The organism is Bradyrhizobium sp. USDA 3311 (assembly GCF_054062495.1).
The window spans coordinates 7,307,127-7,326,752 of record NZ_JBSSFI010000001.1; the positions used below are offsets into that span (position 1 = coordinate 7,307,127).

Annotated in this window: 20 protein-coding genes; 12 read left to right on the forward strand and 8 right to left on the reverse strand. The window is 63.2% G+C overall.

Annotated features, from left to right (window positions below):
- The first annotated feature begins 41 nt into the window (after window positions 1–41).
- The 3 genes from ACVWW6_RS35080 to ACVWW6_RS35090 are packed head-to-tail and all read left to right on the forward strand — an operon-like array spanning window position 42 to window position 3,561.
- Window positions 42–1,085 carry a branched-chain amino acid ABC transporter permease gene (locus ACVWW6_RS35080; RefSeq protein ID WP_161535551.1) on the forward strand — a complete coding sequence of 348 codons (1,044 nt, stop codon included), beginning with the start codon at window positions 42–44 and terminating at the stop codon, window positions 1,083–1,085.
- Window positions 1,082–2,851 (forward strand): branched-chain amino acid ABC transporter ATP-binding protein/permease, encoded by a 1,770-nt coding sequence (locus tag ACVWW6_RS35085; protein WP_456682305.1) that lies wholly within the window; start codon window positions 1,082–1,084, stop codon window positions 2,849–2,851. Before ACVWW6_RS35080 ends, ACVWW6_RS35085 begins: the two co-directional genes overlap by 4 nt.
- Window positions 2,848–3,561, forward strand: a complete 714-nt coding sequence (locus tag ACVWW6_RS35090) for an ABC transporter ATP-binding protein (protein WP_011086207.1) — start codon at window positions 2,848–2,850, stop codon at window positions 3,559–3,561. Before ACVWW6_RS35085 ends, ACVWW6_RS35090 begins: the two co-directional genes overlap by 4 nt.
- A 397-nt stretch (window positions 3,562–3,958) precedes the next feature.
- On the opposite strand, the gene ACVWW6_RS35095 is transcribed toward ACVWW6_RS35090, so the two are convergent.
- Window positions 3,959–4,201, reverse strand: coding sequence for a hypothetical protein (locus ACVWW6_RS35095; RefSeq protein WP_028172001.1), 243 nt, complete (start codon window positions 4,199–4,201; stop codon window positions 3,959–3,961).
- A 482-nt stretch (window positions 4,202–4,683) separates the two neighbouring features.
- On the opposite strand from ACVWW6_RS35095, the gene ACVWW6_RS35100 reads away from it, so the two are divergent.
- On the forward strand, window positions 4,684–5,190 hold the full coding sequence (locus ACVWW6_RS35100) for a peptidoglycan-binding domain-containing protein (protein ID WP_304552235.1): 507 nt from the start codon (window positions 4,684–4,686) through the stop codon (window positions 5,188–5,190).
- 54 nt (window positions 5,191–5,244) lie between these two features.
- Here ACVWW6_RS35100 and ACVWW6_RS35105 read toward each other — a convergent pair whose 3' ends face one another.
- Window positions 5,245–5,751 (reverse strand): MarR family winged helix-turn-helix transcriptional regulator, encoded by a 507-nt coding sequence (locus ACVWW6_RS35105; protein WP_231166677.1) that lies wholly within the window; start codon window positions 5,749–5,751, stop codon window positions 5,245–5,247.
- A gap of 149 nt (window positions 5,752–5,900) precedes the next feature.
- Here ACVWW6_RS35105 and ACVWW6_RS35110 point away from each other — a divergent pair, with 149 nt between their 5' ends.
- The 4 genes from ACVWW6_RS35110 (at window position 5,901) to ACVWW6_RS35125 (ending at window position 9,481) form a co-directional block, all read left to right on the forward strand.
- Window positions 5,901–6,578 carry a VOC family protein gene (locus tag ACVWW6_RS35110; protein WP_028172004.1) on the forward strand — a complete coding sequence of 226 codons (678 nt, stop codon included), beginning with the start codon at window positions 5,901–5,903 and terminating at the stop codon, window positions 6,576–6,578.
- A gap of 47 nt (window positions 6,579–6,625) precedes the next feature.
- Window positions 6,626–7,960: an epoxide hydrolase family protein gene (locus ACVWW6_RS35115; RefSeq protein ID WP_456682306.1), complete on the forward strand. Its 1,335-nt coding sequence runs from the start codon at window positions 6,626–6,628 to the stop codon at window positions 7,958–7,960.
- Window positions 7,961–8,036: 76 nt separating this feature from the next.
- Complete coding sequence (locus ACVWW6_RS35120) at window positions 8,037–8,492, forward strand: carboxymuconolactone decarboxylase family protein (RefSeq protein WP_456682307.1); 456 nt, start codon at window positions 8,037–8,039, stop codon at window positions 8,490–8,492.
- 101 nt (window positions 8,493–8,593) lie between these two features.
- A complete protein-coding gene (locus tag ACVWW6_RS35125) occupies window positions 8,594–9,481 on the forward strand; it encodes an alpha/beta fold hydrolase (RefSeq protein ID WP_456682308.1) in 888 nt (295 codons plus the stop codon).
- A 2-nt stretch (window positions 9,482–9,483) separates the two neighbouring features.
- Here the strand turns inward: ACVWW6_RS35125 and ACVWW6_RS35130 are convergent, their stop codons facing one another.
- Genes ACVWW6_RS35130 through ACVWW6_RS35145 form a run of 4 tightly spaced genes read right to left on the reverse strand, consistent with a single transcriptional unit; the run spans window position 9,484 to window position 12,705 of the window.
- On the reverse strand, window positions 9,484–10,206 hold the full coding sequence (locus ACVWW6_RS35130) for a hypothetical protein (protein ID WP_011086199.1): 723 nt from the start codon (window positions 10,204–10,206) through the stop codon (window positions 9,484–9,486).
- Window positions 10,203–10,646 carry an acyl-CoA thioesterase gene (locus tag ACVWW6_RS35135; protein WP_456682309.1) on the reverse strand — a complete coding sequence of 148 codons (444 nt, stop codon included), beginning with the start codon at window positions 10,644–10,646 and terminating at the stop codon, window positions 10,203–10,205. The genes ACVWW6_RS35130 and ACVWW6_RS35135 overlap by 4 nt, the downstream gene beginning before the upstream one ends.
- Entirely contained in the window at window positions 10,646–11,554 is a 909-nt protein-coding gene (locus ACVWW6_RS35140) for a fumarylacetoacetate hydrolase family protein (protein WP_456682310.1), read from the reverse strand. Before ACVWW6_RS35140 ends, ACVWW6_RS35135 begins: the two co-directional genes overlap by 1 nt.
- Window positions 11,555–11,598: 44 nt before the next feature.
- Window positions 11,599–12,705 (reverse strand): cupin domain-containing protein, encoded by a 1,107-nt coding sequence (locus ACVWW6_RS35145; RefSeq protein WP_456682311.1) that lies wholly within the window; start codon window positions 12,703–12,705, stop codon window positions 11,599–11,601.
- Window positions 12,706–13,069: 364 nt separating this feature from the next.
- Between ACVWW6_RS35145 and ACVWW6_RS35150 the strand changes: the two genes are divergently transcribed.
- The 4 genes from ACVWW6_RS35150 (at window position 13,070) to ACVWW6_RS35165 (ending at window position 17,923) form a co-directional block, all read left to right on the forward strand.
- Window positions 13,070–15,229 (forward strand): thiamine pyrophosphate-dependent enzyme, encoded by a 2,160-nt coding sequence (locus ACVWW6_RS35150; RefSeq protein ID WP_456682312.1) that lies wholly within the window; start codon window positions 13,070–13,072, stop codon window positions 15,227–15,229.
- A complete protein-coding gene (locus ACVWW6_RS35155) occupies window positions 15,226–16,791 on the forward strand; it encodes an indolepyruvate oxidoreductase subunit beta family protein (RefSeq protein WP_456682313.1) in 1,566 nt (521 codons plus the stop codon). Before ACVWW6_RS35150 ends, ACVWW6_RS35155 begins: the two co-directional genes overlap by 4 nt.
- 155 nt (window positions 16,792–16,946) lie before the next feature.
- Entirely contained in the window at window positions 16,947–17,441 is a 495-nt protein-coding gene (locus tag ACVWW6_RS35160) for a MarR family winged helix-turn-helix transcriptional regulator (RefSeq protein ID WP_161535558.1), read from the forward strand.
- Complete coding sequence (locus ACVWW6_RS35165) at window positions 17,441–17,923, forward strand: MarR family winged helix-turn-helix transcriptional regulator (protein ID WP_011086192.1); 483 nt, start codon at window positions 17,441–17,443, stop codon at window positions 17,921–17,923. Before ACVWW6_RS35160 ends, ACVWW6_RS35165 begins: the two co-directional genes overlap by 1 nt.
- Before the next feature lie 137 nt (window positions 17,924–18,060).
- On the opposite strand, the gene ACVWW6_RS35170 is transcribed toward ACVWW6_RS35165, so the two are convergent.
- Together ACVWW6_RS35170 and ACVWW6_RS35175 are read right to left on the reverse strand one after the other, a co-directional pair.
- On the reverse strand, window positions 18,061–18,942 hold the full coding sequence (locus ACVWW6_RS35170) for a DMT family transporter (protein ID WP_456682314.1): 882 nt from the start codon (window positions 18,940–18,942) through the stop codon (window positions 18,061–18,063).
- Window positions 18,943–19,070: 128 nt separating this feature from the next.
- Window positions 19,071–19,553 (reverse strand): GNAT family N-acetyltransferase, encoded by a 483-nt coding sequence (locus ACVWW6_RS35175; RefSeq protein WP_271613342.1) that lies wholly within the window; start codon window positions 19,551–19,553, stop codon window positions 19,071–19,073.
- Window positions 19,554–19,626 lie beyond the last annotated feature (73 nt).

A 19,626-nucleotide genomic window follows, 5' to 3' on the forward strand; every position in this document is an offset into this window, starting at 1 on the left:
CGGAAGGCGGCAGACAGTCAGAACGGGGGAACGACGTCTCAATGACGAGTGACATCGCAGCCATTCTTGCGATCGACGGGATCGCCACCGGCGCAGTCTATGCGCTGGTGGCGATCGGGACCGTCCTCATCTTCACGGTGACCAGGGTCATCTTCATTCCCTTCGGCGACATCGCCGCGTTCACCGCGCTGACGCTGGCGGCCCTCGATGCGAAGCGCTTTCCGGGCACGGGGGCGCTGGTGGTCATCCTGGCCTGCCTTGCGACCCTGATCGAGATCATCTCGCTGGTACGCGCCGGCGAAACCCGGCTGCTGCCGCGCGCGCTCTTGTTCTACCTCGCGCTTCCGGTGGCCGTGGTTGGCCTCGCCTGGCTGACGATGCGCGCCGATCCTCCGCTCGCCGTCAGGCTCGTGCTTGCCTTGATGCTGATCACGCCGATCGCTCCGCTGCTGGATCGGATCGTCTTCCGCCCCATCGCGGACGGAACGGTGTTGTTGCTCCTGACGGTCTCGGTCGCGCTGCATTTCGCGCTGGTGGGCCTGGGGCTGCTGTTCTTCGGACCTGAAGGCGTCAGAACCGAACCGCTGACGTCGTTGTCGGCCGAGTTCGCCGGCGTGCTGGTCTCGGGCCAGACCATGCTGATCGTGATCGCAGCCCTCGTCTTCAGTGGCCTGCTCTTTCTCTTCTTCGACTTCACGCTGGTCGGAAAATCGCTGCGTGCCACCGCCGTGAACCGGACCGGCTCCCGCCTGATGGGAATACGGCCCGCCCGCGCCGGCACGATCGCCTATCTGCTGGGCTCGCTGATGGCCGGCGTATCGGGCATCCTGATCGCACCGGTCAACACCGTGTTCTACGATTCCGGCTTCCTGATCGGCCTCAAGGCCTTCGTCGGCGCCATCGTCGGGGGCATGACCAGCTATCCCGGCGCGGCGATCGGCGCCGTCGGCGTCGGTATTCTCGAAAGCTTCGCATCCTTCGAGAGCAGCGCGCTGAAGGACGTCATCGTGTTCTCGCTACTGATCCCGATCCTGATCTGGCGATCGCTCGCCTCGCTGCATTCCGAGGAGGAGATCGAGGAATGACGCGCTTCCAAATTCAGCTTGCGGCAATCGCGGCGCTGGCGTGTCTGGCGGTGGCCCCCTTCGTGCTCAGTCCGTTCAGCATCACGCTGATGAACTACATCGGCATCTATTCGCTGGTCGCTATTGGCCTTGCCCTGCTCACCGGTGTCGGCGGCATCGTGTCGTTCGGACAGGCCGCGTTCGTCGGCGTCGCGGCCTATGCAACGGCCTGGGTCTCCGCGCTGAACGGGTACTCCCCGTGGCTCGGCCTCCTGTTCGGCGTGGCGCTGACCTGCTCGGTGGCGTCCATCCTCGGCGTCGTCACCTTGCGGCTTCAGGGCCATTTCCTCTCGCTCTCGACCGTCGCATGGGGCCTCGCGATCGGCTTCCTGTTCGGCAATGTCGAGGGGCTCGGCCGCTTCAATGGCATCTCGTCGATCCCGCCGATCAGCATCGGATCGATCGCGCTGGTCTCGAGCGCGCAGATCTATTTCCTGATCTGGGGCATCGTCGCCGCCGTCCTGCTGCTCGGATATAATTTGCTGGACTCCCGGCTCGGCCGCGCCATGCGCGCGCTCCGCGGCGGCAACACGCTGGTCGAGAGCCTCGGCATCAACGCCTTCCAGATCAAGCTCGTGACCTTCGTGATCGCGGCCTTCGTGGCCTCGCTCTCAGGGTGGCTCTACGCCCATATGAGCCGCTTCATCAGCCCTGGCCCGTTCGATGCCGGCATGGGCATCGAATATCTGATGATGTCGATGGTCGGCGGCGCCGGCAGCCTTCTCGGCGGCGTCGTCGGTGCCGCCGTCGTCACCTTGCTCAAGAACAGCGTGCAGGACTATCTGCCGCTGATCGCCAAGGGCGCCTCCGGTCAGCTCGAGATCGTCGCCTTCTCCGCATTGTTCATCCTGTTCCTGCAATGGGCGCGGCAGGGCATCGTGCCGTTCGTTGCGCGCTTTCTGCCGAAGGTCCGGCGCGATCGGCCGCTGCCGGCGCCGCCCCTGCCCCGCCGCGCGCAGCCGACCCCGGGCGAACTGCTTCTGAAGGTCGATGGCGCCGAGCGGCGGTTCGGCGGCCTCGTCGCCGTCAACAATGTCAGCTTCGAGGTGCGGTCCGGCGAGATCCTCGCCGTCATCGGCCCGAACGGCGCCGGCAAGAGCACGATGTTCAACTGCCTGACCGGCGCGCTCCGGGTCAACAAGGGCGAGATCGTCTTTGCGGGACGCCCCATCACGCGCGACGCGCAATCCCGCATCGCCAAGGCCGGGATCGCGCGGACCTTCCAGCATGTGAAGCTGCGGCCGCGCATGAGCCTGCTCGAAAACGTGATGCTCGGCACCTACGCCCGCACCAGCACCGGCCTGTTCGCCAGCGCCTTCCGCCTCAACCAGCGCGAGGAGGCCAGCGCGCGGCACGAGGCCCTGATGCAGCTCGAGCGCGTCGGGCTCGGCGAAAAGCCGTTCGAGCTCGCGGGCAATCTGCCGCTCGGCAATCAGCGCATCCTGGAGATCGCCCGTGCGCTCGCCGCGGACCCGGCGCTGCTGGTGCTGGACGAGCCGGCGGCCGGCCTTCGCCGCCAGGAGAAGCTGCGGCTTGCGGAGCTGCTCAGGTCGCTGCGGTCGGACCACCTGACCATCCTGATCGTCGAACACGACATGGAGTTCGTGATGTCGCTGGTCGACCGCATCGTGGTGCTCGATTTCGGCTCAAAGCTCTGCGAAGGCGCTCCAGCGGCGATCCGCAGCGACGAGCGGGTTCAAGAGGCCTATCTTGGAGGCGTCGCGTGAGCGAGATGTTTTCGATGACCGACGTGACCGTCTGCTACGACAATGTCGAAGCGGTCCGCAACGTCTCGCTGTCGGTCGAGGAAGGGCAGATCGTCACCGTCATCGGCCCGAATGGCGCCGGCAAGACCACGCTGCTGATGGCCGCCATCGGGCTGCTCGCATCGCGCGGCCGCCTGGTGTTTCAGGGCAACGATATCGGGAGGATGTCCGTCGAGGACCGCGTCGAGCGCCGGCTGTGCCTCGTCCCGGAAAAGCGCGAGCTGTTCTCCGACATGTCGGTCGCCGACAATCTGCTCCTCGGCTCCTACAGCCTGCGCGACCGCTCGGGCGTCCAGAAGACGCTGGACGAGGTCTATGATCGCTTCCCCCGGCTGAAGGAGCGGCAGCGCCAGGCCGCCGGCACACTCTCCGGCGGCGAGCGCCAGATGCTCGCGCTCGGCCGTGCACTGATGGCCAAGCCGAAGCTTCTCATGCTGGACGAGCCCAGCCTCGGCCTTGCGCCGCTGATCGTGCGCGAGATCTTCCGCACCATCGCGTCGCTGCGCGACCTCGGCGTGTCGATCCTGCTGGTCGAGCAGAACGCGCGCGCCGCGCTGGAGACGGCCGACTACGGCTACGTTCTCGAAACCGGCGAGGTGGTGCAGTCAGGCCCCGCCAAGGATCTCATCCACGACCCCCGGCTGATCACGGCCTATCTCGGCGGACACTAGGGCCGGCTCTTGCAGGCCGCACAACAAAAAGTCGAAAAACAACCCCATGCACAGTAGCCGGGGACAGCGATATCAATGGCTTGATGGCCCGGTGCAGGGACTGCTGTTCTTTCGAAATCGTTTGACCCGTCGGGCAAGACAGGGGCATGATGCCATCATCCCGGCGGTGGCGCGCGATGCGCCACATTGAATGATTTCACTTCCCACGTACTTGCGAGACGACGGCCCGCTTCGGGAGTAGCAAGCCGAGTTCGCGTGCCTTCTTTCTTACTGAAGTGACATGGCGATCAAGCTCCCGGGCTATGTCTCCGGCGCAGGTTTTCTGACGCGCAAGAGCCTTCAATCGCTGCGCGTCGTGCCTAGACCATTCGCGCGGTTTTGAAAACTTCACGGACCCTCATTCGTCTGAAGCGATGGAAGGTGCGGCGACCTCCCCATCCGAGATGGGCGATATGAAATCTCTGTGCAGGCAAGTTGGTCTTCGGGCGCCATCGAACAGCACGGTGAGGCCCGTGGTACGACGGCTCACGTCAATGACGATGCCGCTCCGGTCAGCAAGCTCCGGGCATCGAGCAGCACCAAGCTTGCTCATCCTGAAACGCATACCGACAGCAATTCTGTCGACGTTCTGGTAAATCATTACCGATATCCGGTAAGCAAAAAGTCACAGGTAAAAAAGCAAAAGCTCGAATTAACACAAAACTATACCAGATCGACCATCCGTGCAACCGGCGGACGAAATTGACCGCGAACTCTCGCAAGCAGGCGCGACTTGGCGGCAGCCCAAATCCCGAGCATCCGCTGTTGGACTCTTTCCGGAAGTGCCGCGATGTCGACGTGGGTCCGAAATGTGCGCCAGAACGGATGACCGCCTGTGCGCATCCCAACGTGCCGAGGTCGTTAGCCAAGCGCCTGTCGGGCAGTCCCGACGCAATTCCGTGTAACAAGCTACGCCCGCCAAGGAACAAGTGCCTCCTGTAACAGTTGCCAGCGACGGAACCCGGAGTTGACCTTTGATTTAGACACCACCCGAAATTCGAGTGTCACAGCGGTGCATTTGAACCGATACAGGTGTTCAACGCGAAATCATTGCGAGACTCAAGATCAGCGAAGGATATGCCATTGCGCGTCTTCATCCTCGCGTTATCAGTCTTGGGAATTTTCTTGGGAGTTCTCCTCGGTGCAAATGCTGCCGCAGCCGGTCCGAGCACGACCGACCGCGAACTGATCGCATCCATCGATCCGGCGATCGTTGCCGGTGAGGCAACTCAGGAAACCGAAGATCAGATCGGCCTCAACAAGGGAAAGCGTCGCGACGTGCAGCGCCGGCTGACCGGTCTCGGTTTCGACACCAAGGTCAACGGACGGTTCGACGTGTCGACCCGCGCCGTCATCACGCGCTGGCAGGCGGCACGCGGCTATCCCAGGACTGGCTTCCTGAACCCGCTGCAACATCAGGCGCTACTGACCGAGTCCGCCTCGGCGGCGCATGCCAGCTTCAGCGGCAGCGATAAATCCGATGACGACCGTTCGGCCCGCCGTCGCGCGGGTGCGCACCATCAGCACAGTGGGGGCGGTCCCGGTGGACTGATCGGCGGCGTGCTGGGAGGACTGTTCGGACGCAGGTGACGCCCTGCCCGCTTGACGTCCACATCCCTGACCGATTCACAGGGAGAGGGCCTGTCACTCGTCCTTCGTCGCCTTGATCAAATTGTCGCGGAGCGTGACGACGCTTTTCTGCAGCCGCGCGAAATCATCCTGCTTGAGCCCGCTCGACTTCACGAGATTCATGTGCATGCCCTTCTCGCGCAGGCGTCGGCCGGCGTCGGTGAGGCTGACGCGCACCTGCCGCTCGTCGGCGGGATCGCGCTCGCGGCGCAAATAGCCCATCGCCTCGAGCTTTTTTAGTATCGGCGTCAGGGTGTTGGATTCCAGGAACATCCTGTCGCCGAGTTCACTCACGGTCTGGTCATCTTGCTCCCACAGCGCCACGATGGCGATCCATTGCGGGTAGGTCAGGCCGAGCTCCTCGAGGCCCTGCCGGTAGGCCCGCCCGTAGGCGAGGTTGGCCGAATAGATCGCGAAGCACAGGAAATCAGCGAGGCTCCGGTCGCCCGCGGCCGGTTCCTGGTTCTGATTGTCTATTGAATTATCTCTGGAATCGGCTCTGAGACCGTTCGTAAGGCTCATTGTGGACGCCCTTTCAGACACGGACATGTGAAGTCTCGCATGCATATATATCGCATCCGATTAAATCGAAAGGGTTGACATCAGAGCCTGGCGGCACTTTATGACTCGCACCCGATTATATCGTATACGCGCCAAATCAGGAGAGAACCATGCCAGTCACAAATGCAAACAAGACCACCAGAGCACCAACGATCGACATGAAGCTCGAAGTCGTCGTGATCCCCGTTTCCGACGTCGATCGTGCCAAGGAGTTCTATGCAAACCTCGGATGGAGGCTCGATGCCGATTTCGCGGGGCCTGATGATTACCGCGTGATCCAGTTCACGCCGCCCGGCTCCCCCTCCTCGGTCATTTTCGGCAAGAACGTCACCGCGGCGGCACCCGGCTCCGCCCAGGGCCTGTACCTGGTCGTCTCCGACATCGAAGCTGCGCGAAACGATCTGCGCGATCGCGGCGTCGAGGTCAGCGAGGTCTTCCACGCCGGAGGCGACGTGCACACCGGCCCGGACGAACCCTATCTGTTCGGGCGACGTCGGATTGGTGGTGCGGAGCCCGCGCACCGCAGCTATCGTTCGTACGTTTCGTTCCACGATCCCGACGGCAACGGCTGGCTGTTCCAGGAGGTGACCACGCGATTGCCGGGACGCGTCGAGGCAGCAGACACGACATTCACCTCCTCGACCGAGCTTGCGAGCGCGCTCCGGCGTGCGTCCGCGGCACACGGCGAGCACGAGAAGCGGAACGGCGGTCAGTACGATGCGAACTGGCCGGACTGGTATGCCGACTACATCGCCCGTGAGCAGGCCGGCCAGCCGCTCCCGGTCTGAGCCGCGGCTGCGACGTCACCCAACCGAAAGAGTGAGGGAGAGTCCCAATGCGTGCGCAATCAGTTTCTGAAGTCATCAACCCGGACCGGCGCCAGCTCTTGCGTTCCGCCGCGGTGGGAATGGCCGCGGCGGCCGCCGCGAGCCTTTTCCCCGCGCACCCGGCGCCGGCGGCCACAGCTGACGAAATCCGCCCCTTCCGGATCGACGTTCCAGAAGAGGCGCTGATCGATCTGCGCAGACGCATCAACGCGACGAGGTGGCCGGAGCAGGAAACAGTCGCCGACGAATCGCAGGGCGTGCAGCTTGCGATCCTCCGGGACCTCGCGCGCTATTGGGCGACGGACTACGACTGGCGAAAGATCGAGGTAAAGCTGAACGCCCTGCCGCAGTTCATCACAGAGATCGACGGGCTGGACATTCATTTCATTCACGTTCGTTCGAAGCACGAAGATGCGCTGCCGCTCATCGTCACGCATGGATGGCCAGGCTCGATCATCGAGCAATTGAAGATCATCGATCCCCTCACCAATCCCACGGCGTACGGCGCGAGCGCATCGGACGCCTTCCATGTCGTGATCCCGTCAGTTCCCGGTTACGGGTTTTCGGGCAAGCCAACCACCAGCGGCTGGGGCCCTGCCCGCGTCGCGCGCGCCTGGGTCGCGCTGATGAAGCGCCTTGGCTACGCACGCTTTGTCGCGCAGGGCGGCGACATCGGCGCCCTCATTTCCAATGCGATGGCTGAGCAGGCGCCGCCGGAACTGCTGGGCATCCACACCAACTTCCCCGGCACGATTCCGCCGGAGATCACCAAGGCGCTGCAGAGCGGTGAGGCACCCGCCGGTCTCTCGGCCGACGAGCAACACGCCTTCGACCAGGTGAAGGATTTCCGCGCCAAGCATTTTGCCTACGCCGCCATGATGGCGACCCGGCCGCAGACACTCTACGGATTGGCGGATTCGCCGGTCGGCCTGGCCGCGTGGATTCTCGATCACGGCGACGGTGACGCGCAGCCGGCGGCGGCGATCACTTCGGCCGTGCTCGGACACACCATCAACGGGCATCCAGCCGGCGCCGTGACCCGCGACGACGTCCTCGACGACATCACGCTCTACTGGCTGACGAACACCGCGATCTCGGCGGCCCGCTTCTACTGGGAAAACAAGGGAATGAGCGCGCTGAACGCGGTCAACATCTCGATTCCCACCGCCGTGAGCGTCTTTCCCGGCGAACTCTACCAGGCTCCGCGCAGTTGGACCGAGCGCGCCTACCACAAGCTCATCCACTACAACAAGGTCGACAAAGGCGGACACTTTGCGGCCTGGGAACAGCCGCAGCTTTTCACGCAAGAGGTTCGCGCAGGCTTCCGGCCGCTGCGCAAATAGATCTGAACATTCTGCCCAAACCAAGAGAGCACGAAATGATCTCCATCGAGCAGAATTCATCACCAAGGAACAAAACATGAGTCAGCGTCTCGACTACAATCAGATTGCACCGGCAGGCGTGAAAGCGCTGGGCGGTGTCCGTGGCTACGTCATGCAGAGCGGCCTTTCCCCTGCGCTGGTCGAGCTGGTCTACCTGCGAATTTCCCAGATTAACAATTGCGCGTACTGCCTCGATACGCACACCCGTGACCTGCTCAAGAAGGGAGTGAAGATCGAAAAGATCGCGCTGGTGCAGGCGTGGAAGGAAGCCGGCGCCCTCTTCGACGAGCGTGAACGCGCCGCCCTTGCGTGGGCCGAAACGGTGACGCGCGTCGCGGATACCGGCGTGCCGGATGAAGCCTATCAGGACGCTCGCGCCGTGTTCGACGAGCGAGAACTCGTGGACCTCACGATCGCGATTGGCCTGATGAACGCCTACAATCGCATGGCGATCAGCTTTCGGAACACGCCACAGGCAGCACTCGGGACGTAAGCCCCAGGAGGCGCCGGGAAGTTCTCTGCCGAGCTTCTTTCAGACTCCAGATCAACTTGGCCTGCACGCTGATCGGATAACGGGACGAAAGGACGCTGATCATGTCATACCGGATCAACAACACAACAATCGATTTCTTCGAGATCAACGAAGACATCACGCTCAGAAGAGTGGTTCTGCGTAACCCGAGACCGAAGGGGACCGTTCTCTTTCTGCACGGCTTTCCGGAGACCCTGTACGCCTGGAAGGACATTGCCGAGGCCCTCGCCGACGACTACGAAGTCCACGCTTTCGATTGGCCGGGTTACGGTCTTTCATCGAGGCCAATGGTGGACAGGTTCTCCTATGCGCCGAAGGACTACGCGCATGTTCTGGATCAGTACATCGTGAAAGCAGGCATCGACACGTCGAGCCTCACGATTTACGCAACGGACATCGGGGCCCTGCCGGCACTCCTGCTGGCGGTGGAAAAACCCGATATCGCAAGGACAATCATCGTTGGCGACTTCGCCCCGTTCAACAGGCCGCAGTTCATGTCCGAGAAGCTGCAAAATCTGAAGGCGGGGCCTGCCATGGAGCAGGTCCGCGCCAACATGAACAGCAACCGCGACGAGATCCTGGAAAACATCTTCACAAGAGGCTTGCCCAAGGAAGCGCAGTTCGAAGTTTCGCAGCAGTTTAGGGACGACATGTCCCACGGATGGAGCCACGGCGCGATGACGACCGTAGACGCGTTCTCCCACTACTACTCGCACTTCACGCGAGACCAAGACCACTTCGAATCGCAACTGGCCCGGCTCAAAACCCCGGTGAAGGTGGTTTGGGGCGAGAAGGACCTCTACATCAAGAAGGAGATGGGAATAGAGCTCGCCGCAAGGATCGACGCCGAGTTGGCGCTTCTTCCCGGCATCGGGCACTACCCTCACCTCCAGGACCCGAAGCGCACCGTCGACGAGGTTCGCGCCTCGCTACGCGGCACGTCAACTTGATCTCACCGTGCTCTCGGATCTCGCGGGGGCCGCACGGCCCGCGTCAGCATCGGAAAATGCTTGTTGCCGCCAGCGAATGGCGGGAATTTCACGAAGTCCGCGCGCATGCGCTTGATCACGTCGGAGCCGAGCGCGTGCGCGAGGGATTGCGGGCTGTCGAACACCAGCTTGTTGCGCTGCATGTGCTCGACCCGCTGCGACGGCAGCCGGTCGACCCAATCGATGCGGGTGTAGATCTCGATCTGGCGGACATCAGGGAAGGTCCGCATGATCGCCGGGTGGTGCTCCAGATAATGCAGGTTCCAGGCGTTCATGTCCTCGGCCGGGCCGGGATAGTGCACGAGGTAACTGCACGGAGTTGTCGTTCCTGCCGGATGTTCGGCGACATCGACGGGGAATGACCGCGTCACCATCACCTGATGCGTGACGTACAATCCGGCGAGGCCTGACAATCCGGCACCTGTCGCCAAGCTGGCCAAGACGCCGCCGCGATCCATCGCCGCTTCGCATATGAGCAGGTCGGGAAAGCGCAGTTGAAGCGCAAGCACAGGGCCCGAGCCATCGGCTTTGTAGGGATGATCGACCGACTGTTGCAGCGGCGTGAACAGCAGGCCCTCGGTCATCCCAGGGATCGATCCGACCAGCTCAGCGACGGCGGCAACCTCGTCGGAACGAATCCACCGTTCACCAGAAGGATCGGAGAACGTCATGAAGAGCGAGATCATGCCGGCGTTGCCTCAGCGCCCTCGCCCTCGCCCACGCTCAGGTGCGCCATGAGCGCGGCGCGAATGTCATCGGGCCATGGGATCGCATGGTGATCCAGCAGCGAGGTCGCGGCAACGACCTGGCGGGCGCGCCAGCGCATGCCATTCGCGCCCGAGACGACATGCTCCAGATGGAGCGACGATCCGCCCACCCGATCGATGCGCAATCCGAACGTCAGGCGATCGCCGAACATCGAAGGTCGGGAAAAGTCGCAAGTCAGATGCACCGTGGGCGTTCCGATCTTCCGGACCGTGATCAATTCCGGCCAGGGAAAACCGATTCCCGCCCAAAACTCTTCGACGACGCCGTTGAGGATGTTCAGATAGGACGGAAAGTACGCGATGCCTGAGGGATCGCAATCGCCGAACCTCAGCTCGCGATCGAACGAGAACGTCGTCATCAGATCGCAACAACGGGGTGCCTGATGACACCGACGCCGTCGACCCCCGCTTCCACCACATCGCCCGGCCACAGCCATTCCTGCGGGCTCATGCCGGCCCCGACGCCCTCCGGCGTTCCGGTCGCGATGATGTCGCCCGGCTCGAGCGTCATGCCCGACGAAATGTCCGATATCAGCACCGGGATGTCGAAGATCATGTATTTGGTGTTGGAATCCTGCTTCATGACCCCGTTCTTGGTCAGCCAGAGCCGCAGGTCATGCGGATCGGGAATTTCGTCCGCGGTGACGATGCACGGGCCGAACGGTGCATAGGTGTCCATGCCCTTGGAAAAGATCCACTGGCCGGCGCGGCGATTGTCGCGCGCGGAGATGTCGATCATCACCGAATAGCCGAAGACGTGCTCCATCGCATTCTCGGTCACGATGCGCGTCGCGGTCTTGCCGATGATGACGGCGAGCTCGACCTCCCAGTCGAGCTGCTGCGTCATCTTCGCGTTGTGCTGGATCGCCGCGCCCGGGCCGATCACGGAAGTCGGCGGCTTGGAGAAGACGACCGGCTGCTTCGGCAGGTCCTTGTCGGTATCCAGGCTCTTGGCGGATTCCGCCACATGCGCCCGGTAGTTCAGCCCGATGCCGAAGATGTTCTTTCGCGGACGCGGGATCGGCGCCTGCAGCTTCACATCCTCGACCGGAACAGCGGAGCCGGCCGGCAGGCGTCCATTGGTATTGTCCAGGCATTCCCTGAGCGCCGGCAGCAGCGTCACGCTGTTGTCGATGAACGACAGCATGTCGCTCGGCCATGCAAAGCCTTGCGACGCACCGAGGTGCTCGACGTCCACGACCAATCCGTCAACGAGGACCCCGAGGCGGGCACCGCTGGAGCCCAAAGTGTAGGTAACAAGGCGCATCGAATCTTTATCCGGCTCTTTCGGTTGAATTCTGCGGGGGAATGTCAGACAGCCACTGGCTGGTGGCCGGCATTGTCGCCATAGGCCTCTTCGCGATAGAAGCCGAGACCTTCGATGACAGGCAGGTCGTTGAAGCAGAACAGGCAGGCGTCCTCGCTCTCTGACGCATTGCCGTGCTCGTGCCAGGCCCAGGAGGGAACGCAGAAGATGTCGCGCTCCTCCCACGCGAAACGCTTGCCGCCGATGATCGAATAACCACGGCCCTTGGCGACCTGATAGATGAAGCTGCCGGTATGCCGATGCGACTTCGTCTTCTCGCCCGGCCGGAGCAGCTGCATGCTCGCGCCGATCGTCTGCATCACGTGCCCACCGGTGACCGGATTGACGTAGTTCATGAGAATGCCGTCATAGGGCGAGCCGTCGGTCGCGGCGGCGTATTTCCGCAACGACTCGTAGGTCGGCTCCCACTCGTATTTGAACATCGGGGAATAGCCCTTCGACCATTTCGAATCCGCCGGCCGCAGCCCGGGATTGCCCCAGGTCTTGGTCATGTCGTCCACGGGATAGCCGGAGTCTTCCTGTTGCACCTTCGGATGGACCGCGAAAAAGTTCGCCTCCAGCGCATTGACGAGCGGGATGTCCAGGCCGTCCTGCCAGATGCAGACCGAGCCGTTGGCTTCAACGCCATGCTCGTGCCAGGTGCCATTCGGCGTCAGCACGAAATCCCGCGCCCCCAACGTCATCTTATGACCATCGACGATGGTGTAGGCGCCCGCCCCTTCCATGATGAAGCGCAGGGCAGAGGCCGAGTGCGCGTGGGCCGATGCGACCTCGCCGGGGTGCATCACCTGCAATCCCGAATAGAGCCAGCCGACCGCGGCCGAGACGTCGCGGCGGCCGGGATTGTTGAGGTAGATCACCCGTCGTCCCGCCTTCTCCGGCGAGACCAGCTCGACCGAACGCAGCACGTGCTCGCGCAGATCGCTGTAGCGCCAGAGCACGGGAACGGAGGCCGATTGCGGGGCCCATGGCTCGATCTTGTTGGCGACCGTCCACAGCGCGCCGGCTTCGTACTTTTCGAGATCCTTGTAGTAGGCCTTGAGCTCGGGGGTGTCCTCGACATTGGCCCGGCCGATGGTGTTTTCGCGCATCCTATCCTCCAAGTCCTGTCTCGTGGCGTCGTCGGTGCGACGCGTCCCGAACTGTCATTCCGGTTTGCGCGCGCCAAGCGGCGCCAGCGGACGCCGATTGACCCGCAGATCGACGATGTCGTGCATTCGCGGCGGCTTCACAGACCGGTGAAGCCGCCTCGTCGCTGTCGCGCCGGCGTTGAGATAGACGGGTGAAGCCTGGACGGCGGCAGCTCTAAAGCGAGGCAGCTTCAGCATCGGCCCTACCCTGTCGCTGGCTCATGACCACCTTGCCGGAGAGAAGATCCGCAAGCGTGATAGCATGGCGCGGCGTTGACTTACTTCACATGTAAACGTATGCTATCGCATATTTCTGGAGGGTGCAATGGCTGAACGGTCTTTTGCTCGCGAAGTCGAGGATCTCCGGCTCGGCGACGGCGATACGTTCCGCGGCGAAGGCATCCTCGCCATCACCAAGGCGCTGCTGCAATCCGGCGTCGCCTATGTCGGCGGCTACCAGGGCTCGCCGATCTCGCACCTGATGGACGTGCTCGCCGACGCCAAGGACGTGCTCGACGATCTCGGCGTCGTGTTCCAGAGCTCCGCCAACGAGGCGGCCGCGGCGGCGATGCTCTCGGCCTCGGTGATGTATCCCCTGCGCGGCGCGGTTGCGTGGAAGTCGACCGTCGGCACCAACGTCGCCTCCGACGCGCTGGCCAATCTGGCCTCGGGCGGCGTCACCGGCGGCACCATGATCATCGTCGGCGAGGACTACGGCGAAGGCTCCTCCATCATGCAGGAGCGCACCCACGCCTTCGCGATGAAGTCGCAGATGTGGCTGCTCGACCCTCGCCCCGACCATGAATGCATCGTCAATTTGATCGAGAAGGGCTTTGAGCTTTCCGAGGTCTCGAACACCCCCGTGATGCTCGAGGTTCGCGTCCGCGCCTGTCACATGCACGGCACCTTCGCCTGCAAGGACAACGTCAAGCCGGCGCATACCATCAAGGACGCGCTCAACAATCCCAGGCGCGACGTCAACCGCATCGTGCTGCCGCCGGCGGCCTATGAGCATGAGCAGGAGAAGATCAAGACGCGGATGCCCGCGGCTGTCGGCTTCATCCGGGACAACAAGCTGAACGAGTGGATGGGACCGAAGCACGGCAAGGTCGGCATCATCATGCAGGGCGGCATGTACAACAACGTGATCCGCGCGCTGCAATATCTCGGGCTGTCGGATGCCTATGGCAGCACGCAGGTCCCGCTCTACGTCATGAACGTCACCTACCCCGTGATCGACACCGAGGTCGCGGAGTTCTGCGTCGACAAGGATGCCGTGCTCATCGTCGAGGAGGGCCAGCCGGAATATCTGGAGCAGGCGATCAACACGGTGCTGCGCCGCAGGGACATCCAGGCGCGCATCCATGGCAAGGACGTGCTGCCGATGGGCGGCGACTACACCGCGCAGGTCCTGCTCGGCGGCGTCAGGGAATTCCTGGAGAAGACCGAGCCGCGGCTGCTCGGCAACCGGCCGCCGGCGCCGGATGCCGCGCCCGTGCTCAATCACCCCGCGGTCGAGAAGCTCAAGCAGGTCGTGCCGGCGCGCCCGCCCGGGCTCTGCACCGGCTGCCCGGAGCGGCCGATCTTCGCCGCCATGAAGCTGGTCGAGGAAGAGCTCGGCCAGCACCACGTCTCCGCCGACATCGGCTGCCATTTGTTCTCGATCCTGCCGCCCTTCAATATCGGCGCGACCACCATGGGCTTCGGCCTCGGCCCGGCCTCGACCTCGGCCTTCAACGTCAAGGCCGACAAGCGCTCGATCGCGGTGATGGGCGACGGCGGCTTCTGGCACAACGGACTGACCAGCGGCATCGGCAATGCCGTGTTCAACAAGCATGACGGCGTGTTCGTCATCGTCGACAATTTCTACACCTCGGCGACCGGCGGTCAGGACATCCTGTCGTCGCGCGCGACCAACAAGCGGCGCAAGACCAACAATTCGATCGTGCAGGCCGTGAAGGGCATCGGCGGCCAATGGGTGCGTCAGATCGACCGCACCTATGACGTCGGCAAGATGCGCGACACGCTGAAGGAAGCGCTGACGACCAAGGACGAAGGTCCCAAGGTCATCGTCGCGTCCTCCGAATGCATGCTGAACAAGCAGCGCCGCGTGAAGCCGCAGATCAACAAGGCGATCAAGGACGGGGTGCGCACCGTCAAGGAGCGCTTCGGCGTCGACGAGGACGTGTGCACCGGCGACCACGCCTGCATCCGGCTCTCCGGCTGCCCGTCGCTGTCGGTGAAGCAGCTCGACGATCCCTTGCGCGATGATCCGGTCGCGGCGATCGACAATTCCTGCGTCGGCTGCGGCAATTGCGGCGAGGTCTCCGAGGCCGCCGTGCTCTGCCCCTCGTTCTACCGCGCCGACGTCATCCATAATCCGACCCGCTGGGACATGTTCAAATCCAAAGTCGCGATGGCCGTGATCGGCTGGCTGCAACGGCGGCGCGATCGCCGGCGTCCGGCGCTCGAGGCACTGGCATGAGGGACGAGACGATCCGGCTGGCCCTCCCCGCCGCGGGCGAGGCAACTGAGCGGCCGATCTCGATCGCGATTGTCGCGATGGGCGGTCAGGGCGGCGGCGTCCTGACCGACTGGATCGTCCAGCTTGCCGAGAACCACGGCTGGGTCGCGCAGTCGACCTCGGTGCCCGGCGTCGCGCAGCGCACCGGCGCCACGATCTACTATATCGAGACGATGCCGCCGCTCGACGGCCGCAAGCCGATCCTGTCGCTGATGCCGACGCCCGGCGACGTCGACGTGGTGATGGCGGCGGAATTCATGGAGGCCGGCCGATCGATCCTGCGCGGCCTTGTGACGCCGGACCGCACCACGCTGATCGCATCCAACCACCGGTCCTTTGCGATCGGCGAGAAGATCGCGCCGGGCAACGGCATCGCCGACGGCGGCGCCGTCACCGGCGCCATCGGGATCGCCGCCAAGACGGAGATCATCTTCGACCTGAACGCGCTGGCGATCGCGCATGGCAGCGTCATCTCGGCCGCGATGTTCGGCGCGCTCGCGGCGGCCGGTGTGCTGCCCTTCAGCCGCGACAGCTATCTCGACGTCATCCGCGCGGGTGGGAAAGGCGCGAAGGCCAGCATCGGGACTTTCGAGGCCGCCTTCGACCGGGTCAAGACCGGCTCACCCGACGTTGTGGCGCCGCCGCAACCGAAACAGGCCGGCAATATCCCCTCTCCCGCAACGCCCGATCCGGATCTCGCCGGGCTTGTCGCAAGGCTGACGCAGGAGCTGCCCGAGCCCGCGCTCACCATGGCCCGCGCCGGCCTGAAGAAGGTGGTCGACTTCCAGGACGTCGCCTATGGCACCGAGTATCTCGACATTCTCAGGACGCTGCACGCGGCCGACCGCAGCGCCGGCGGTGCGGCCCGGACCTATGCCTTCACGGAAGCCGCGGCAAAGTACCTCGCCAACGCCATGAGCTATGACGACGTCATCCGCGTCGCCGACCTCAAGACGCGCGCCGGCCGCCGCGCGCGCATCGAGAGCGAGCTCGAGATGTCGGAAGGCCAGGTGCTCCAGACCACCGAGTTCATGCATCCCCGCATGGAGGAGGTCATGGGCGTGCTTCCCGCGGGCTTCGGTCGCTGGCTTGGCGAAAGGCCGCGCTTGCTCGGCTGGCTCGATCGCCGCGTCAACCGGGGGCGCCGGGTGCGGACCTACTCGCTGCCCTGGTTCCTGGCGCTTTATCTCGTGGGCGGCCTACGCGGCCTGCGCCGCCGCTCGCTGCGGCACGCCATCGAGACGGCGCACCGGGACGGATGGCTCAAGGCCGCCACCGACGCGGTCGGCACCAACTACCAGCTCGGTGTCGAGATCCTGCAATGCCGCCGCCTCGTGAAAGGCTATTCCGATACTCACAGCCGGGGGCTGTCGAAATTCGACAAGACGCTGGCGGCGATCAAGCTGGTCGAGCGACGCGAGGATGCCGCCGACTGGGCGCGGCGCCTGCGCGAGGCTGCGCTGAAGGACAGCGCCGGCAAGGAGCTCGACGGCGTGATCCAGACCATCAAGACTTTTGCGTGATGCGGGTCGAGCCCAGCACAGGATTGGATTGCCGTTCGGACCGGAGAACGTCAGGATCAAACGGCTTGACTGCGATTCTCAGGTTGCTAATCGGAGCGAAAGACCCGCGATAATCCCTCCAATTGACGAGACACCTTGTCCTCGATGGTCATGCGATGCCGGCAGCACTCAAAGAGAACATTGTTCCCGTCCCCGGGCAGATTGAAACCCGGCTCTGGCTCCAATTGCTGTCGCTGCATGGCGAGCTGTTCGCCTCGCTGAATTCGATGCTGAACTCCGAGTTCGGCCTGTCGCTCGCAAAATTCGACGTGCTGGCCCAGCTCGATCGCTACCGGGATGGGCTTGCGCTCGGTCAGTTGTCGCAAAACCTGAAAGTGACCGGCGGCAATGTGTCGGGCCTCGTGCAGCGTCTTCTCGCCGACGACCTCATCAGCAGGGAGATGTCGAGCGAGGACCGGCGGTCCTTCATCGTGCGCCTGACGCCGAAAGGCGAAGCGCTGTTCAGGAAGGCAGCCGAAATCCACAAGAAGCATCTCGGCAAACGGCTCGAGAACGTTTCGGCCCAGGAGCTGGATACCGCGCTGTCCGTGCTGAAGTCCCTTTCTTCAAAACTCCACACCGACAGCAAGAAGCAAAGTCGCAAGAGATAATGGCCAGAGAATCCAAGAGCAGATGGAAGTCGGGTCCGCCGAGGACCAGGGACCAGCTGCAGACCTACATCCCGTATCTGTTCAACCGGCTCGCCAATCGCTGGAATCTCGACCAGAACCGCGACCTGAGCGAGCACGGCGTCAACAATGTCGTGTTCCGGACGCTGTCGGTGCTGTTCATCTACAAGACCCTCACCGTCAACGAGATCGCCGTTCTCGCGGTGACCGAGCAGTCGACGGCGAGCCGCATGGTCGAATCCATGGTGACGTCGGGCCTCGTCAAGCGCGAGATCGCGGAGGAGGACCAGCGCCGCCGCGTCGTGGGTCTGACGCCTGACGGCGAAGCGCTGCTGCGCAAGATCTGGCCGGTCATGGCGAACAACTACGACAAGCTGATCGAAGGCATCGCCCCTGACGACATCGAGGTCTGCGCGCGGGTGCTGGCCAAGATGGTCGAGAACATCCGCCAGAACCAGATCTGACGTTGTTGCTTGAGCATCTCCGCGCAATCGCGTTCCGCGTTTGTCGCGGGGAAAGCCAGCGGTTGGGGACGCGGTTTCCCTGATGGATACATCCAGCTTCGTTTTGACAGCCTTCCTCTCCAGAAAGTGGAGCAGGATCAAGCAGCTCGACGTGATAAATGGACGCCGAGGATGACCAGGCTCAACGCCAACAAGGTCGCCGGGAAAATATCCTCGGACAGGAAAGCTACGGCGATCACGAGGCTCACCAGCGGCTGGCCAAACTGAAGCGGGGCGATCGAGGTGACGCCACCGTGCTCAAGCGCCCAAAACCACACTGCAAAACCGATGAGCGTGCAGAAGACGGCCAGGAAACCAAGCGCGCCCCAGACGGCGAACGAGAGTTGACCAAGAGCGGAAGCCAAGGCCGGAAATGCGGGAAGAGTGATCAACCCAGCGAGAAGAAGCGACCAGCAGGTCGCCGCGAACAGGCCGATCCGCGCTGAGAGCCGTGCGCCTGCGACATAGCCAACGCTGACCGTGACCGTACCGGCAAGAACAAGAAGGTCGCCGAAGAGCGTCGGCGCTGCCACGCTTCCGGCAGGGTTGCGGCCGGGAATGAGAATTGCCACGCCCATGAGCGCGATCGCGCTTCCAAGCCACCAGAGCGGCCTTGGCCAGCAGCGGGAAAGCAGGAAATGGACGGTCGCCGTGAAGATCGGAGCCAAGGCAAGGACGAGGGCGGCGTGCGAGGTGCTGGTGCGTGCAATGCCGACGCCCTGCAGGACGAATGATCCGGCGAACCCGACCAGGGCGCTGATCAGCAGCGCGATCCAACCACCCCGGTCGCTCGGGAGTTCTGGCTTCAATGAGACGGCGATGGAGATGAGAATGGTGGCCGATAACAATAGCCGCGCCAACCCGATCAACCCAGGTGACAATTCGCGGGCAACGATGGCGGTTGCTGCAGGAGTAGCTCCCCAGATCACGACGGCGACGCCGGCGCCCATGTATGCAAGGCGGGTTTTCGCTGTGGTCATTGCAGAAACCTCGGGGGGCCGGGCTGCAGGCCAAGATGACGATTACCCATTCTCGATCAGCGTTTCTTTGCGTTTGAAATGAGTATGGAGATCCCCCGGCAAGTCGATCATGGGGCTACGTCGCCTGCCTAAACCGCAGTCCACTCCGTTCTGAGGACGGCCATTATCAATTCATCGCGATGGATTCCTCCAAAATAGGCGCTGCCACGTGCGATGCCTTCTGCCTTGAAGCCCACAGCTTCATACGCTCTGCGGGCTCGTTCATTTTCTGGAAAAACGCTTAGCCAAACACGGTGAGCTTCGGTTTCCCGAAAGACGGTGCCAACAACCGCGCGAACAAGCCGCCTCCCTAGCCCCTTGCCAGGGTTCGACACCGCTATCCGTTTCAGACAGGTCACTCTCTCCGGAGCCCCCCAATCCCGGACAATGGCGAATCCAACAGAAGCCGCGCAATCCCTGGCAATGAAATAGGCATAGTGATTGTCATCGATAGCCGCCAGATGCCGCGCCTCGTCCCACCGGCCGACGAGTGTATGGTATCCTTCCGACCGTTCGGTCATCATCACGAATGGCAAATCCGTCTTGAACGCGCGCTCGATCTTAAGGTTCATCATCGGTCCATGCCTTCAAATAGATCGTGCGTCACACCGTCTTCCTCATATTTCCCCTCGGCGTGACTCCCCA

Coding starts and splice junctions, on each gene's coding strand:
- ACVWW6_RS35080 (WP_161535551.1), top strand. CDS start 42: ATGACGAGTGACATCGCAGCCATTCTTGCGATCGACGGGATCGCCACC.
- ACVWW6_RS35085 (WP_456682305.1), top strand. CDS start 1,082: ATGACGCGCTTCCAAATTCAGCTTGCGGCAATCGCGGCGCTGGCGTGT.
- ACVWW6_RS35095 (WP_028172001.1), bottom strand. CDS start 4,201: ATGATTTACCAGAACGTCGACAGAATTGCTGTCGGTATGCGTTTCAGG.
- ACVWW6_RS35105 (WP_231166677.1), bottom strand. CDS start 5,751: ATGAGCCTTACGAACGGTCTCAGAGCCGATTCCAGAGATAATTCAATA.
- ACVWW6_RS35110 (WP_028172004.1), top strand. CDS start 5,901: ATGCCAGTCACAAATGCAAACAAGACCACCAGAGCACCAACGATCGAC.
- ACVWW6_RS35115 (WP_456682306.1), top strand. CDS start 6,626: ATGCGTGCGCAATCAGTTTCTGAAGTCATCAACCCGGACCGGCGCCAG.
- ACVWW6_RS35120 (WP_456682307.1), top strand. CDS start 8,037: ATGAGTCAGCGTCTCGACTACAATCAGATTGCACCGGCAGGCGTGAAA.
- ACVWW6_RS35125 (WP_456682308.1), top strand. CDS start 8,594: ATGTCATACCGGATCAACAACACAACAATCGATTTCTTCGAGATCAAC.
- ACVWW6_RS35130 (WP_011086199.1), bottom strand. CDS start 10,206: ATGATCTCGCTCTTCATGACGTTCTCCGATCCTTCTGGTGAACGGTGG.
- ACVWW6_RS35135 (WP_456682309.1), bottom strand. CDS start 10,646: ATGACGACGTTCTCGTTCGATCGCGAGCTGAGGTTCGGCGATTGCGAT.
- ACVWW6_RS35140 (WP_456682310.1), bottom strand. CDS start 11,554: ATGCGCCTTGTTACCTACACTTTGGGCTCCAGCGGTGCCCGCCTCGGG.
- ACVWW6_RS35145 (WP_456682311.1), bottom strand. CDS start 12,705: ATGCGCGAAAACACCATCGGCCGGGCCAATGTCGAGGACACCCCCGAG.
- ACVWW6_RS35150 (WP_456682312.1), top strand. CDS start 13,070: ATGGCTGAACGGTCTTTTGCTCGCGAAGTCGAGGATCTCCGGCTCGGC.
- ACVWW6_RS35155 (WP_456682313.1), top strand. CDS start 15,226: ATGAGGGACGAGACGATCCGGCTGGCCCTCCCCGCCGCGGGCGAGGCA.
- ACVWW6_RS35160 (WP_161535558.1), top strand. CDS start 16,947: ATGCCGGCAGCACTCAAAGAGAACATTGTTCCCGTCCCCGGGCAGATT.
- ACVWW6_RS35165 (WP_011086192.1), top strand. CDS start 17,441: ATGGCCAGAGAATCCAAGAGCAGATGGAAGTCGGGTCCGCCGAGGACC.
- ACVWW6_RS35170 (WP_456682314.1), bottom strand. CDS start 18,942: ATGACCACAGCGAAAACCCGCCTTGCATACATGGGCGCCGGCGTCGCC.
- ACVWW6_RS35175 (WP_271613342.1), bottom strand. CDS start 19,553: ATGAACCTTAAGATCGAGCGCGCGTTCAAGACGGATTTGCCATTCGTG.